Genomic DNA, 14,936 nt, shown 5'->3' with positions numbered 1-14,936 from the left:
GGCGCTGGCGCTTACCGGGCCTAAGGTTCTGTAGGCCGGATAAGCGAAGCGCCATCCGGCAAAACATTACTGCTGCTGCGAAGACTGAATCGCCGTCAGCGCGATGGTGTAGACGATATCGTCAACCAGCGCACCACGGGACAGGTCGTTCACAGGCTTGCGCATGCCCTGCAGCATTGGCCCGATGGAGATCAGGTCGGCAGAACGCTGTACCGCTTTATAAGTGGTGTTACCGGTGTTCAGATCCGGGAAGATGAACACGGTAGCGCGACCGGCAACCGGAGAGTTTGGCGCTTTGGATTTCGCCACGTCAGCCATTACCGCGGCGTCGTACTGCAGCGGGCCGTCGATCATCAGATCGGGACGTTTTTCCTGCGCAATACGGGTCGCTTCACGGACTTTCTCTACGTCGCTACCTGCACCAGAGGTGCCGGTGGAGTAGGAGAGCATTGCTACGCGTGGTTCAATACCGAAGGCAGTCGCGGAGTCCGCAGACTGGATAGCGATTTCTGCCAGCTGTTCTGCGGTAGGATCCGGGTTGATCGCGCAGTCGCCGTAAACGTAAACCTGTTCAGGCAGCAGCATGAAGAACACGGAGGAGACCAGCGAGCTGCCCGGTGCGGTTTTGATCAGCTGCAACGGTGGACGGATGGTGTTCGCGGTGGTGTGAACCGCACCGGAAACCAGACCGTCAACTTCGTCCTGCTCCAGCATCAGCGTGCCCAGCACGACGTTGTCTTCCAGCTGCTCGCGCGCAACGGCTTCGGTCATGCCCTTGTTCTTACGCAGCTCAACCAGACGGGCAACGTAGCTTTCGCGAACCACTTCCGGGTCAACGATTTCGATGCCTGTGCCCAGCTCAACGCCCTGAGACGCCGCAACGCGGTTGATCTCGTCCGGGTTACCCAGCAGCACGCAGGTCGCGATGCCGCGCTCTGCACAGATGGCCGCCGCTTTAACGGTACGTGGCTCGTCGCCTTCTGGCAGAACCACGCGTTTGCCCGCTTTACGCGCCAGCTCGGTCAGCTGGTAGCGGAAGGCTGGAGGAGACAGACGGCGGCTGCGCTCGGAGGTCGCGGTCAGGGATTCAATCCAGTCTGCGTCGATGTAGCCCGCAACGTATTCCTGAACTTTCTCGATACGCTCGTGGTCATCAACCGGCACTTCCAGGTTGAAGCTTTGCAGGCTTAGAGAGGTCTGCCAGGTGTTGGTGTTCACCATGAAGACTGGCAGGCCGGTAGCGAACGCACGTTCGCACAGCTTGCTGATGCGCGCGTCCATTTCGTAGCCGCCGGTCAGCAGAATTGCACCGATTTCCACGCCGTTCATCGCCGCCAGGCAGGCAGCAACCAGCACGTCCGGACGGTCTGCGGAGGTCACCAGCAGGGAACCTGCGCGGAAGTGCTCCAGCATGTGCGGAATGCTGCGCGCGCAGAAGGTCACGGACTTCACGCGGCGGGTGTTGATATCGCCTTCGTTAACGATGGTCGCGTTCAGATGACGCGCCATATCGATTGCACGGGTGGCAATCAGATCGAAGCTCCATGGCACTGCGCCGAGTACAGGCAGCGGGCTGGATTCCTGCAGCTTTGCCGGATCAACCTTGATGACTTTCGCTTTGGAAGAGTCGTCGAAGATTTCGGACAGGTCAGGACGCGTACGGCCCTGTTCATCAACCGGTGCGTTCAGTTTGTTAACGATCACGCCGGTGATGCTGGTGTTTTTCGCGCCGCCGAAGCTGCTGCGCGTCAGTTCGATACGCTCTTTCAGCTGCTCTGGGGTATCAGTACCCTGAGACATCACGAAAACGATCTCTGCGTTCAGGGTTTTCGCGATTTCAAAGTTCAGGGACTGGGCAAACTGGTGTTTGCGGGTCGGGACCAGGCCTTCAACCAGCACCACTTCCGCGTCCTGCGCGTTAGCGTGGTAGTTGGCGATGATCTCTTCCATCAGCACGTCTTTCTGGTTGCTGGAGAGCAGAGACTCAACGTGGCTCATCTTCAGCGGTTCAGCCGCAGGAAGATTGGAATTCTTACGCACGATGGTGGTGGTCTGGTCTGGCGCATCGCCACCGGCACGAGGCTGGGCAATAGGCTTAAAGACGCTCAGACGAACGCCTTTGCGTTCCATAGCGCGGATCACGCCGAGGCTGACGCTGGTCAGGCCGACGCTGGTTCCGGTAGGGATCAGCATAATAGTACGGGACACGGTTTATCCTCTTTCGTTACCGCCGCGTTGGGCGGGTTACAAAACAGCACCGCCAGCATTGCTGGCGGTGTGGAATCAGGCAGTCAGGCGGCACGCGTCTTGCGCGATGACCAGCTCTTCGTTAGTTGGGATAACGATAGCCGGGCGGGTGCCTTCTTTGTTGATGAAGCCAGACTTGCCGAAGCGGGCAGCCAGGTTACGCTCGTGATCGACTTCGAAGCCCAGAACGCCCAGTTTGCCCAGGGACAGTTCACGTACCATTGCCGCGTTCTCACCGATGCCACCGGTGAAGATAACCGCGTCCAGACGACCGTCCATCAGCGCGGTGTAAGAACCGATGTACTTCGCCAGACGGTGGCAGTAAACGTCCATTGCACGCTTCGCGTCTTCTTTGCTGTCGTAGTTGTCTTCAACGTAACGGCAGTCGCTGGTGACTTCGGTCAGACCCAGCAGGCCAGACTCTTTGGTCAGCATTTTGTTGATGTCGTCAACGCTCATGCCCACAGTGTCGTGCAGGTGGAAGATGATCGCCGGGTCGATATCACCGGAACGGGTACCCATCACCAGACCTTCCAGCGGGGTCAGACCCATAGAGGTATCAACACATTTACCGTTGCGGATAGCAGAAACAGAACCACCGTTGCCCAGGTGGCAGGTGATGATGTTGACTTCTTCAACCGGCTTGTTCAGGACTTTTGCGGCTTCCTGAGTCACATAGAAGTGGCTGGTGCCGTGCGCGCCGTAGCGACGTACGCCGTGCTCTTTGTACAGGCTGTACGGCAGGGCATAGAGGTAAGACTCTTCCGGCATGGTCTGATGGAACGCGGTGTCAAACACGGCCACGTTTTTGTCTTTCAGATTCGGGAAGGACTTCAGCGCTTCAGCGATACCGATCAGGTGCGCCGGGTTATGCAGCGGAGCAAAAGAGGCAGAGTCTTTGATGCCCTGGATAACAGAGTCGTCGATGACAACGGAGCTGGTGTATTTTTCGCCGCCGTGGACGATACGGTGACCAATCGCAGTCAGCTGAGCAGACAGTTCTGGTTTTTGTGCCAGAATAGTGTTAACGATAAAGTTCAGCGCTTCACTGTGAGCGGCGCCTGCACCTAAAGCCGCTTCTTGTTTGCTGCCGTCCATCTTCCACTTGATACGTGCTTCAGGCAGATGGAAACATTCGGCCAAACCAGAGAGGTACTCGTCACCGTTGAGCGCATCGATGATGGCGAATTTCAGTGAAGAGCTACCGCAGTTCAGAACCAGTACTAACTTACTCGACATGGAAGTACCTATAATTGATACGTGGCTAAAAAAACGTCAATGAGCCTAAAAGCGTAACGCAAGCTGACCCAGACGTTTATGATTAACATCATGCCAAACGAACATTCTGGCAGGATGGAAGAAATACCTATGATTTTAAGCCATTTTGAACATTTTTCAGACAATGGCATAATATGCGATAATTTGACGAGTTAACGCTTCTCGTCTACGGCCCTATCAGGCTGGCACAGAATACCCGATACGGGGTAGCGATGACAAAATATTTTGAACGTTGTCATAGCCTGTTGTGGTTTTGCACAAAAATTTTAATTTTTATATGTGAAGTTGAGGTACAGCCATGTCAACACCCGAAATCCCGTCCGTGAGCTTTTTCAGTCTGTTTCGTCGGGGACAGCATTACGCAAAGACATGGCCAATGGAAAAGCGCCTTGCGCCAATGTTTATTGAGAATCGCACGATCCGCGCCACGCGCTATGCGATTCGCTTTATGCCTCCGGTCGCTATCTTTACTCTGTGCTGGCAAATCGCCCTCGGTGGGCAGCTTGGTCCTGCCGTCGCAACGGCTCTCTTCGCGTTAAGTCTGCCGATGCAGGGGCTATGGTGGTTAGGCAAACGCTCCATTACGCCGCTTCCGCCTTCAATTTTACACTGGTTTTATGAAGTGCGTGGAAAACTGGAGGAGGCCGGGCAGGCGCTGGCCCCGGTTGAAGGCAAGCCGGATTACCAGGCGCTGGCGGACACGTTAAAGCGTGCTTTTAAGCAGCTGGATAAAACATTCCTCGATGACTTGTGATTGATCATCGAAACGACTAACAAAAGAAGGCACAGTAACACACCGTTACCGTGTCTTTTTTTTACAGTGCAATGCGCTACAGGAGTCGAAAGATGGAAATGACCCATGCTCAACGTCTGATTTTGTCTAACCAGTACAAGATGATGACTATGCTTGATCCCGATAACGCTGCGCGCTACAGCCGCCTGCAAACCATCGTCGAACGCGGTTTTGGTTTGCAAATGCGCGAACTGGACCGCGAGTTTGGCGAGCTGAAAGAAGAAACCTGCCGCATCGTGATCGACATTATGGAGATGTATCACGCTCTGCACGTCTCCTGGACGAATCTCAAAGACCAGCAGACCATTGACGAACGTCGCGTGACCTTCTTAGGCTTTGATGCCGCGACGGAAGCGCGCTATCTGAGCTATGTTCGCTTTATGGTGAACACCGAAGGGCGCTACACCCATTTTGATGCGGGAACGCACGGCTTCAACGCCCAAACCCCCATGTGGGATAAATATCAACGTATGCTGAGCGCGTGGCACGCCTGCCCGCGTCAGTACCATTTAAGCAGCAACGAAATTCAACAAATCATTAATGCCTGACGGAGGTGCGTGTGCAGTGTAAAGGTTTTCTGTTTGATCTGGACGGTACGCTGGTGGATTCGCTGCCGGTGGTGGAACGCTCGTGGTGTCACTGGGCCGACCGGCACGGCATCAACCATCAGGACGTGCTGAATTTTATCCATGGCAAACAGGCCATTACCTCATTGCGGCACTTTTTAGCGGGGCGTTCTGAGGAAGAGATCCAGGCGGAGTTCAAATACCTGGAGCAGATTGAGGCCACCGACACCGAGGGCATTACCGCGCTGCCCGGGGCGCGCGAACTGCTTGAGCATCTGAATGAAGCGCAGATCCCGTGGGCTATCGTCACCTCCGGCTCTGTTCCGGTCGCGCATGCCCGCCATAAGGCGGCCGGTTTACCGAAGCCAGAGGTGTTCATTACGGCTGAGCGCGTTAAACGCGGCAAGCCGGAGCCGGATGCGTTTCTGCTTGGTGCAGAAATGCTGGGCTTCGCGCCTGCAGAGTGTGTGGTGGTGGAAGATGCGGCCGCTGGCGTGCTGGCCGGGCTGAACGCCGGGAGCCACGTCATTGCCGTTAACGTTCCGTCTGGATCTCCACGCCTGGACGAGGCGGACTTTGTGATTCATTCCCTGACGGCGCTGGCGGTGTCAAAAGCGCCCGACGGAGTTGTAACCGTCTCGCTAAAAATGTAATCCCATGATATAGCCCCACGCTGCTGGGGCTTTTTTATGGCAAAATTTCTCATCTTCCACTGACAAGGATAGGTTGTGAACGGTGAACTGATCTGGGTTCTGAGCCTGCTTTTAATCGCCATTATTCTCTTCGCCACAGGCAAGGTGCGCATGGATGCCGTCGCCCTGTTTGTCATCGTCGCGTTTGTGCTGAGCGGCACGCTCACGCTACCGGAAGCCTTCTCCGGGTTCAGCGACCCCAACGTTATCCTTATAGCTGCCCTGTTTATCATCGGCGACGGCCTTGTTCGCACCGGCGTGGCGACCATCATGGGCGCGTGGCTGGTTAAGGTGGCCGGCAGCAGTGAAACCAAAATGCTGATCTACCTGATGCTGACGGTCGCCGGGCTGGGGGCGTTTATGAGCTCAACGGGCGTGGTCGCTATTTTTATCCCGGTGGTGCTGAGCGTTTCAATGCGGATGCAGAGCTCGCCGTCGCGCCTGATGATGCCTCTGAGCTTTGCCGGTTTGATCAGCGGAATGATGACGCTGGTGGCGACGCCGCCGAACCTGGTTGTCAACAGCGAGCTGATTCGTGAAGGGTTTCAGGGCTTCAGCTTTTTCAGCGTCACCCCGCTTGGGCTGGTGATTTTGGCGATGGGCGTGGTCTACATGCTGCTGACCCGTTTTGCTCTCAAAGGCGACAAACAGGATAAGAATAAAGAGGGGTGGAAGCGACGTACCTTCCGCGATCTGATCAAAGAGTACCGCCTCACCGGGCGGGCGCGCCGTCTGGCCATTCGCCCCGGCTCGCCGATGGTCGGCCAGCGGCTCGACGACCTTAAGCTGCGCGAGCGTTATGGCGCGAACGTGATCGGGGTTGAGCGCTGGCGTCGTTTTCGTCGGGTGATCGTTAACGTGAACGGGGTATCAGAGTTCCGCGCGCGTGACGTCCTGCTGATTGATATGTCAACGGCGGACGTAGATCTGCGCGAGTTTTGTAGCGAGCAGCTGCTGGAGCCGATGGTGCTACGCGGCGAGTATTTCTCCGACCAGGCGCTGGATGTGGGGATGGCCGAAGTGTCGCTGATACCGGAATCGGAACTGCTGGGTAAAACCGTGCGTGAAATGGGGTTCCGTACCCGCTATGGTCTGAACGTAGTGGGGCTGAAGCGTGATGGCGTGGCAATGGAAGGGGCCGTCGTCGATGAGCCGATCCTGCTGGGCGATATCTTTCTTGTGGTCGGCAACTGGAAGCTGATAAGCCAGCTCGGGCAAAAAGGGCGTGATTTTGTGGTGCTCAACATGCCGGTCGAGGAGAGCGATGCCTCCCCGGCGCACAGCCAGGCGCCTCATGCGATTTTCTGTCTGGTGCTGATGGTGGCGCTGATGCTGACCGATGAAATCCCTAATCCGGTCGCGGCCATTATCGCCTGCCTGCTGATGGGGAAATTCCGCTGCATTGACGCCGAAAGCGCGTATAAAGCCATTCACTGGCCGAGCATTATTCTTATCGTCGGAATGATGCCCTTTGCCCTGGCACTGCAAAAAACCGGCGGGGTGGATCTGATCGTAAAAGGCCTGATGGACGTGGGTGGCGGGTATGGACCGTACATGATGATGGTCTGTCTGTTTGTCATGTGCGCCACGATAGGGTTATTTATCTCGAATACCGCGACGGCGGTGCTGATGGCGCCCATTGCGCTGGCGATGGCGAAATCCATGGGGGTGTCGCCGTACCCATTTGCGATGATGGTCGCGATGGCGGCATCCGCGGCGTTTATGACGCCGGTTTCATCGCCGGTGAACACGCTGGTGCTGGGGCCGGGGAATTATAAGTTCAGCGATTTCGTGAAGCTGGGCGTGCCGTTCACCGTGCTGGTGATGGTGGTGTGCGTGGTGTTAATTCCGGTTTTATTCCCGTTTTAGCGTGAGCGCAGAAACGTAGGCCGGGTAAGGCGAAGCCGCCACCCGGCTAAAATTACAACGGAGAATCCTGGCTAATCTCGTCCAGCGATAGATGGAAGCTCGGCACAAATACCTGCATGAAGTAGTCCATCTCTTCGCTGCGGCGGGATTCCAGCGTTTTTTCCAGACGCGTTTTCGCCAGTAAAAACTCATTATTGCCCGCAGACAGCTCCTCCAGACACTTCAGATAGGCACACAGCGCGTCGGCCTGTTTGACCAGCGATTTTTCATCTTCCGTGTACTGATGCTCGTTAATTAGCGGCTCGAAGATATCACGCAGCTCTTCGGGCACCATCTCGATAAGCTTTTGCTGGGCAATCTTCTCGATAGCCTTATATTCCTGAGCAATCTGAGAATTGAAATATTTCACTGGCGTAGGCAGGTCGCCGGTCAGCACCTCTGATGCGTCGTGGTACATCGCCAGCAAAGCGATGCGCTCGGCATTCACCTGCCCGTTAAATTTGCGATTCTTAATGGCAGCCAGCGCATGAGCGACCATAGCAACCTGCAGGCTATGCTCAGACACGTTCTCTGTACGCACGTTGCGCATCAGCGGCCAGCGGTTGATCAGTTTCAGGCGGGAGAGGTGGGCAAAGAAATGGCTCTGACTCATAGGTTACCTTTTGTCTTCACTGCGACAGGACTTCATTGTGCGGGGAGGGGAGGGAAGATGCAAATCAGGCTACCGAAGTAGCCTGATTTTAAGATTACTGATGGTATCCAGAGAGGAATCGCCCGAAGCGGCTGATGGCCATTTCGAGATCGTCTTCACGTGGCAGGGTCACGATACGCACGTGGTCCGGCCACGGCCAGTTAAACGCCGTCCCCTGAACCAGCAGCACTTTTTCCTGCAACAGGAAATCGAGCACCATTTTCTGGTCGTCGTGGATATTGAAGCGCTTCGCGTCAATTTTCGGGAACATATACAGCGCCCCGTTCGGCTTCACGCAGGAGACGCCCGGGATATCGTTGATCAGTTCCCATGCGCGGTTACGCTGTTCGTACAGGCGACCGCCAGGGACGATAAACTCGCTGATGCTCTGGTAGCCGCCCAGCGCCGTCTGGATCGCGTGCTGCGCAGGCACGTTGGCGCAAAGACGCATCGACGCCAGCATCTCAAGCCCTTCAATATAGCCTTTTGCGTGCTTTTTCGGGCCGTTCAGCACCATCCAGCCCTGACGGAAACCGGCCACGCGGTAGGTTTTAGACAGTCCGTTAAAGGTGACGGTCAGCAGGTCGGGCGCCAGCGCGGCGATAGAGTGGTGCTGCGCCGCGTCGTACAGGATCTTGTCGTAGATTTCATCAGCGAAGATGATCAGGTTGTGCTGGCGGGCGATCTCCACGATCTCCATCAGCAGCTCTTTTGAATAGACCGCGCCCGTCGGGTTGTTCGGGTTGATGATCACAATCCCACGCGTGCGAGGCGTGATTTTCGCACGAATGTCATCCAGATCCGGGAACCAGTCAGAGGATTCGTCGCAAAGATAATGTACCGCTTTACCGCTGGAGAGCGATACGGCAGCGGTCCACAGCGGATAGTCCGGCGCGGGAACCAGCATTTCGTCACCGCTGTTCAGCAGCGCCTGCATGGCCTGAACGATAAGTTCGGAGACGCCGTTGCCGATATAGATATCTTCGACGGTAACGTCACGCATACCGCGCGCCTGGTAGTGCTGCATAATGGCTTTACGGGCGGAGTAAAGTCCCTTTGAGTCACAATAGCCTTGTGCCGTAGGCAGGTTGCGGATCACATCAACCAGAATTTCATCCGGCGCTTCAAAACCAAATGGCGCGGGGTTGCCGATGTTGAGCTTCAGAACCTTGTTGCCTTCTTCTTCAAGGCGTTTTGCCTCTTTCAGAACCGGGCCACGGATGTCATAACAGACGTTATCTAGCTTGCTGGATTTTTCGATAGGGGACATGAACCTTTAACCTTTTCGCTATTATTGCCACTCCCTGCCGTGGAAGTCAGCACGGAATAATGTACTCCCCCCACGCTTTGTTTTGAAGGGTGTGCAGAAGAAGATTTTGTGCCCATAGCGAAAATGTGATGAATCTTTTTAACTATTGACTGACGCTTTCACTGCCTTAACGTAATGTACAAACCATAAATAAAGGTTGATTATGCTGCGAATTTATGTGAATTATGCACATTGTTCTGATGGAAAATAAAAGACGCGCAGACAACAAGCAGAAGTTACGCCGGGTGACATTTCGTAAAACCTGAGTGTTGAAGGGACCTTGCAGTAATAGCCCGGAGCGGCTAAAAGTTAATCATGTGAAATTAATGTTAAGTGTTATTAATGAATGACCATAATCTAAATTAAAATTTATTTATTATTAACCAACAAAATGCAACTTTAGTTAATTCTAATAAAATTAGTTTAGAAGCTTAACAAACCTCTTTAATCCTGAATATTGCAATAAGACTTATAAATAAAGTGGATTTGGGTTAAGATGTCTATACGGAAAGCAGTAGAAAGATGCAGTGGTTTTGCATTCTTGAAACTGATTTTCCGATTTAATTGATTGTTATTGTTGGAGTTATCTCTGGCTGGAATGTGTCAAACATCTCCTGCTACGTTGACAGCGCTGCGAAAAAGATGGCAGAAAAAGTGTTACGCCTTTAATGTAATTTACATAACCCTGCGAACATCTAAATATCCTGAACGTTTAAGAGAATAAAAATAACGTCATGAAACGTGCTTTCTGACTGTTGATATAAAGCAGCACAATAACTATCTGTCAGGCAGTCTGCCGGGCCGGGATGCGAGGGAAAACCTTCAGAAGGAATTGCTTAACTGTTACACACAGCTTCAACCCGGGCAGCTCCGCACGAGCAACCTGAAAGTGAATAGATATGATAAATGCAAATCGTCCGATAATGAATCTCGACCTCGATCTGCTGAGAACGTTTGTTGCGGTCGCCGATCTCAACACTTTTGCAGCAGCTGCTGCCGCCGTCTGCCGAACTCAGTCCGCCGTTAGCCAGCAAATGCAGCGGCTGGAGCAACTGGTTGGGAAAGAGCTTTTTGCCCGTCACGGGCGTAATAAGCTCTTAACGGAACACGGTATTCAGCTACTGGGTTATGCCAGGAAAATTCTTCGCTTTAATGATGAAGCATGTATGTCATTAATGTTTAGCAACCTTCAGGGGGTGTTAACCTTAGGGGCATCTGATGAGTCAGCGGATACAATATTGCCGTTTCTTCTCAACCGAATTAGCTCGGTTTATCCGAAGCTTGCGCTGGATGTAAGCGTAAAACGTAATGCCTTTATGGTTGAGATGTTAAATGAGAACAAGGTCGATCTGGTGGTCACGACGCATCGTCCCGGACAGTTTGATTGTCTGACCTTGCGCACATCGCCAACGCACTGGTATTGCGCAGCGGAATACGTGTTGCAAAAAGGGGAACCCGTACCGCTGGTATTACTGGACGATCCGAGTCCTTTCCGGGATATGGTGCTTACGGCGTTAAATGAAGCCAACATTCCGTGGCGTCTGGCCTATGTAGCGTCCACGCTGCCCGCGGTGCGTGCCGCCGTGAAAGCGGGTCTTGGCGTAACGGCCCGTCCGGTAGAGATGATGAGCCCCGATCTGCGCGTTCTCGGTAAATCTGATGGTCTCCCAGCGTTGCCGGATACCGAGTATCTGCTTTGCCATAACGCGTCCAGTCATAACGAGCTGGCGAAGGTGGTGTTTGAGGCGATGGAAAATTACCATAACCCATGGCAGTTCGAGCATGTTACCTCCGAAGGGGGGGATGATTCCCTGATCGTTGAAGGTGACTTTGAGTGATCAAAAGCTCAAAATTCTGGTAACAAATTGTAAGTGTAAAAAAAAGCCACTCGTGCCGTTTTCGCACGCAGTGGCTTTTTTTTGCCATTATTATCCTCTTTCGTTACAGGGTTTTCATAAATAAAACATACATATCAAGGGAATAAATGCTTCTGCTTAAATTTTGTTCGCTTTCCGTTCTAACTTCATCCATAACCCCTTGATGTTAAAAAAGCAGCAAATATGTTGCCGGTTTTTTGGGTGAATTAACAAAAGCGTGTCTCAGATCAAGAAAATACTCCTATTTGGGGGGAGGAATCGTTGGCAAATCCTGTCAAAATAGGAGGGTTATTTTTTTTACTTCCAAAACGGACACGATTCAACAACATGCATTTGACGAAAAGTCAGGTAACCACCAGGGTTAAAGGGCACCAAATGTTAATGAGAATCGCTCGATGTAATTTAATGTGAAGAAACCTTTGTTAAAGTTGACAATAGGTTATAGAAAGGAGTAAAAAACCCCATCATTTTGCTGTCTACGTCTCATTTCAGACAGTTAGTGTAAGGTTATTTGTTCCTCCCCATGAATCGATGTGATGCCCATCTGCCAGCAAGAGCAGTGTCGTCGGTATCACTTTTGATGAGTAAGCAATGAGTATGTCAACATCCACAGAAGTCATCGCTCATCACTGGGCATTCGCAATCTTTCTTATTGTAGCCATTGGCCTGTGCTGCCTGATGTTAGTCGGCGGCTGGTTCCTGGGCGGTCGCGCCCGTGCAAGGCACAAAAACACACCTTTCGAATCAGGTATTGATTCAGTAGGTTCCGCTCGCTTACGCCTGTCTGCCAAGTTCTATCTGGTAGCGATGTTCTTCGTCATCTTCGACGTAGAAGCGCTCTACCTGTTCGCATGGTCGACCTCCATTCGCGAAAGTGGTTGGGTGGGCTTTGTCGAGGCCGCAATTTTCATTTTAGTGCTACTGGCCGGTCTGGTTTATCTGGTGCGTATTGGCGCGCTTGACTGGACGCCTGCGCGTTCACGTCGTGAACACATCAACCCGGAAAACAGTATCTCTAATCGTCAGCAGTAACAGCGAGGCAATAAGATGGATTATACGCTCACCCGCATAGATCCTAACGGTGAGAATGACCGTTACCCCCTGCAAAAACAGGAGATCGTAACCGACCCCCTGGAGCAAGAAGTCAACAAAAGCGTGTACATGGGCAAACTCGAACATGCCATGCACGATATGGTCAACTGGGGTCGTAAGAACTCCATCTGGCCATACAACTTTGGCCTTTCTTGCTGCTACGTTGAAATGGTGACGTCATTCACTGCGGTGCATGACGTTGCGCGTTTTGGGGCCGAGGTACTGCGTGCTTCCCCGCGTCAGGCTGACCTGATGGTGGTGGCTGGTACCTGCTTTACCAAAATGGCGCCTGTTATTCAGCGTCTGTATGACCAGATGCTGGAGCCAAAATGGGTTATCTCCATGGGCGCATGTGCAAACTCCGGCGGTATGTACGACATTTATTCCGTTGTGCAGGGCGTTGATAAGTTCATTCCGGTGGATGTTTACATCCCGGGCTGCCCGCCGCGCCCAGAAGCCTATATGCAGGCGCTGATGCTGCTGCAGGAGTCTATCGGTAAAGAACGTCGCCCACTCTCATGGGTTGTTGGCGATCAGGGTGTCTATCGCGCGAACATGCAGTCTGAGCGCGAGCGTAAACGTGGTGAACGTATTGCCGTCACCAACCTGCGTACGCCTGACGAAATTTAATTTGCGCCTGTAGGCCTGGAGAAAACCTTCGCATATCACTACTCAAATAGCGCGAAGCCAGGCTTAACAGTCACCACGGACCATTTGCAATGGTGAACAATATGACCGACTTAACCGCGCAAGAAGCCGCCTGGCAGACCAGGGATCATCTTGATGACCCCGTTATTGGCGAACTGCGCAACCGTTTTGGGCCGGATGCCTTTACCGTTCAGGCGACCCGCACCGGGGTACCCGTTGTTTGGGTGAAGCGTGAACAATTGCTGGAAGTTGTCGATTTCCTCAAGAAATTGCCAAAACCTTACGTCATGCTGTTTGACTTACACGGCATGGACGAACGTCTGAGAACGCACCGCCAGGGTCTCCCTGCTGCGGATTTTTCCGTTTTCTACCACCTGATCTCAATAGACCGCAACACGGATATCATGCTCAAGGTGGCATTGTCTGAAAACGACATGCATCTGCCGACGATCACTAAACTTTTCCCGAACGCTAACTGGTATGAGCGTGAAACATGGGAAATGTTCGGCATGACCTTCGACGGCCACCCGCACCTGACGCGCATCATGATGCCGCAGACCTGGACCGGCCACCCGCTGCGTAAAGACTACCCGGCACGTGCGACCGAATTCGATCCGTTTGAGCTGACCAAAGCCAAGCAGGATCTGGAGATGGAAGCGCTGACCTTCAAGCCGGAAGACTGGGGCATGAAGCGCGGTACTGAAAACGAGGACTTCATGTTCCTCAACCTCGGTCCGAACCACCCGTCTGCGCACGGTGCATTCCGTATTATTCTTCAGCTTGATGGCGAAGAGATTGTCGACTGCGTCCCTGACATCGGCTACCACCACCGCGGTGCTGAGAAGATGGGCGAGCGTCAGTCCTGGCACAGCTACATTCCGTATACCGACCGTATCGAGTACCTCGGCGGCTGCGTAAACGAAATGCCATACGTGCTGGCCGTTGAGAAACTGGCAGGCATTACCGTACCGGATCGCGTTAACGTGATTCGCGTTATGCTGTCAGAACTGTTCCGCATCAACAGCCACCTGCTGTACATCTCCACGTTCATTCAGGACGTGGGCGCGATGACGCCGGTCTTCTTCGCCTTTACCGATCGTCAGAAAATCTACGATCTGGTGGAAGCGATTACCGGCTTCCGTATGCACCCGGCCTGGTTCCGTATCGGCGGTGTGGCACACGATCTGCCGCGCGGCTGGGACCGCCTGCTGCGTGAATTCCTCGACTGGATGCCGAAACGTCTGGCGTCTTACGAGAAAGCCGCGCTGCGCAACACCATCCTGAAAGGCCGTTCCCAGGGCGTTGCTGCCTACGGCGCGAAAGAAGCGCTGGAGTGGGGTACCACAGGTGCAGGTCTGCGTGCGACCGGTATTGATTTCGACGTGCGTAAAGCCCGTCCTTACTCTGGCTACGAGAACTTCGACTTTGAAGTCCCGGTGGGCGGCGGCGTGTCCGACTGCTACACCCGCGTGATGCTGAAAGTGGAAGAGCTGCGCCAGAGTCTGCGCATCCTTGAGCAGTGCCTCAACAACATGCCGGAAGGCCCGTTCAAGGCGGATCACCCGCTGACCACGCCGCCGCCGAAAGAGCGCACGCTGCAGCATATCGAAACCCTGATCACCCACTTCCTGCAGGTTTCCTGGGGCCCGGTCATGCCGGCGCAAGAATCCTTCCAGATGATTGAAGCGACCAAGGGTATTAACAGTTACTACCTGACCAGTGACGGCAGCACCATGAGCTACCGTACCCGCGTGCGTACGCCGAGCTTTGCGCACCTGCAGCAGATCCCGTCCGCCATCCGCGGCAGTCTGGTCTCCGACCTGATTGTGTATCTGGGTAGTATCGATTTTGTTATGTCAGATGTGGACCGCTAA

12 protein-coding genes are annotated in these 14,936 nt (G+C 53.7%); 8 read left to right on the top strand and 4 right to left on the bottom strand.

Annotation, left to right across the window (positions count from 1 at the left end):
* Positions 1–66: 66 nt before the first annotated feature.
* Both pta and ackA read right to left on the bottom strand, forming a co-directional pair.
* Positions 67–2,208: a phosphate acetyltransferase gene (gene pta / locus ACMGGH_RS21490; protein ID WP_041908921.1), complete on the bottom strand. Its 2,142-nt coding sequence runs from the start codon at positions 2,206–2,208 to the stop codon at positions 67–69.
* Between the two features lie 75 nt (positions 2,209–2,283).
* Entirely contained in the window at positions 2,284–3,486 is a 1,203-nt protein-coding gene (gene ackA / locus ACMGGH_RS21485) for an acetate kinase (protein ID WP_028013939.1), read from the bottom strand.
* A 337-nt stretch (positions 3,487–3,823) separates the two neighbouring features.
* Here ackA and yfbV point away from each other — a divergent pair, with 337 nt between their 5' ends.
* The 4 genes from yfbV (at position 3,824) to ACMGGH_RS21465 (ending at position 7,445) form a co-directional block, all read left to right on the top strand.
* Positions 3,824–4,279, top strand: coding sequence for a terminus macrodomain insulation protein YfbV (gene yfbV, locus ACMGGH_RS21480; protein WP_028013938.1), 456 nt, complete (start codon positions 3,824–3,826; stop codon positions 4,277–4,279).
* A 92-nt stretch (positions 4,280–4,371) separates the two neighbouring features.
* Positions 4,372–4,866 carry a YfbU family protein gene (locus ACMGGH_RS21475; RefSeq protein ID WP_003861461.1) on the top strand — a complete coding sequence of 165 codons (495 nt, stop codon included), beginning with the start codon at positions 4,372–4,374 and terminating at the stop codon, positions 4,864–4,866.
* 11 nt (positions 4,867–4,877) lie between these two features.
* The gene (locus ACMGGH_RS21470) at positions 4,878–5,537 is read left to right on the top strand and encodes a sugar phosphatase (protein WP_232948399.1); all 660 of its coding nucleotides are present in this window, start codon (positions 4,878–4,880) and stop codon (positions 5,535–5,537) included.
* 75 nt (positions 5,538–5,612) lie between these two features.
* Entirely contained in the window at positions 5,613–7,445 is a 1,833-nt protein-coding gene (locus ACMGGH_RS21465) for an SLC13 family permease (protein ID WP_028013936.1), read from the top strand.
* A gap of 52 nt (positions 7,446–7,497) precedes the next feature.
* On the opposite strand, the gene yfbR is transcribed toward ACMGGH_RS21465, so the two are convergent.
* Positions 7,498–8,097 (bottom strand): 5'-deoxynucleotidase, encoded by a 600-nt coding sequence (gene yfbR / locus ACMGGH_RS21460; protein WP_032663158.1) that lies wholly within the window; start codon positions 8,095–8,097, stop codon positions 7,498–7,500.
* 94 nt (positions 8,098–8,191) lie between these two features.
* Positions 8,192–9,406 (bottom strand): alanine transaminase AlaA, encoded by a 1,215-nt coding sequence (gene alaA, locus ACMGGH_RS21455; RefSeq protein ID WP_003861471.1) that lies wholly within the window; start codon positions 9,404–9,406, stop codon positions 8,192–8,194.
* A gap of 938 nt (positions 9,407–10,344) precedes the next feature.
* Between alaA and lrhA the strand changes: the two genes are divergently transcribed.
* The 4 genes from lrhA (at position 10,345) to nuoC (ending at position 14,936) form a co-directional block, all read left to right on the top strand.
* Complete coding sequence (gene lrhA / locus ACMGGH_RS21450) at positions 10,345–11,283, top strand: transcriptional regulator LrhA (RefSeq protein ID WP_028013934.1); 939 nt, start codon at positions 10,345–10,347, stop codon at positions 11,281–11,283.
* Between the two features lie 630 nt (positions 11,284–11,913).
* Complete coding sequence (nuoA, locus tag ACMGGH_RS21445; protein WP_014171000.1) at positions 11,914–12,354, top strand: NADH-quinone oxidoreductase subunit NuoA; 441 nt, start codon at positions 11,914–11,916, stop codon at positions 12,352–12,354.
* 15 nt (positions 12,355–12,369) lie between these two features.
* A complete protein-coding gene (gene nuoB, locus ACMGGH_RS21440) occupies positions 12,370–13,044 on the top strand; it encodes an NADH-quinone oxidoreductase subunit NuoB (protein WP_003861482.1) in 675 nt (224 codons plus the stop codon).
* A gap of 89 nt (positions 13,045–13,133) precedes the next feature.
* Complete coding sequence (nuoC, locus tag ACMGGH_RS21435) at positions 13,134–14,936, top strand: NADH-quinone oxidoreductase subunit C/D (RefSeq protein ID WP_028013933.1); 1,803 nt, start codon at positions 13,134–13,136, stop codon at positions 14,934–14,936.

The sequence above is a fragment of the Enterobacter sp. BNK-16 genome, from assembly GCF_048684955.1.
Lineage (GTDB): Bacteria > Pseudomonadota > Gammaproteobacteria > Enterobacterales > Enterobacteriaceae > Enterobacter > Enterobacter bugandensis.
Note: the sequence above shows the minus strand (reverse complement) of the source record. Positions and strands in the feature narration are given on the sequence as shown.

Coding starts and splice junctions, on each gene's coding strand:
- ackA (WP_028013939.1), bottom strand. CDS start 3,486: ATGTCGAGTAAGTTAGTACTGGTTCTGAACTGCGGTAGCTCTTCACTG.
- yfbV (WP_028013938.1), top strand. CDS start 3,824: ATGTCAACACCCGAAATCCCGTCCGTGAGCTTTTTCAGTCTGTTTCGT.
- ACMGGH_RS21475 (WP_003861461.1), top strand. CDS start 4,372: ATGGAAATGACCCATGCTCAACGTCTGATTTTGTCTAACCAGTACAAG.
- yfbR (WP_032663158.1), bottom strand. CDS start 8,097: ATGAGTCAGAGCCATTTCTTTGCCCACCTCTCCCGCCTGAAACTGATC.
- alaA (WP_003861471.1), bottom strand. CDS start 9,406: ATGTCCCCTATCGAAAAATCCAGCAAGCTAGATAACGTCTGTTATGAC.
- lrhA (WP_028013934.1), top strand. CDS start 10,345: ATGATAAATGCAAATCGTCCGATAATGAATCTCGACCTCGATCTGCTG.
- nuoA (WP_014171000.1), top strand. CDS start 11,914: ATGAGTATGTCAACATCCACAGAAGTCATCGCTCATCACTGGGCATTC.
- nuoB (WP_003861482.1), top strand. CDS start 12,370: ATGGATTATACGCTCACCCGCATAGATCCTAACGGTGAGAATGACCGT.
- nuoC (WP_028013933.1), top strand. CDS start 13,134: ATGGTGAACAATATGACCGACTTAACCGCGCAAGAAGCCGCCTGGCAG.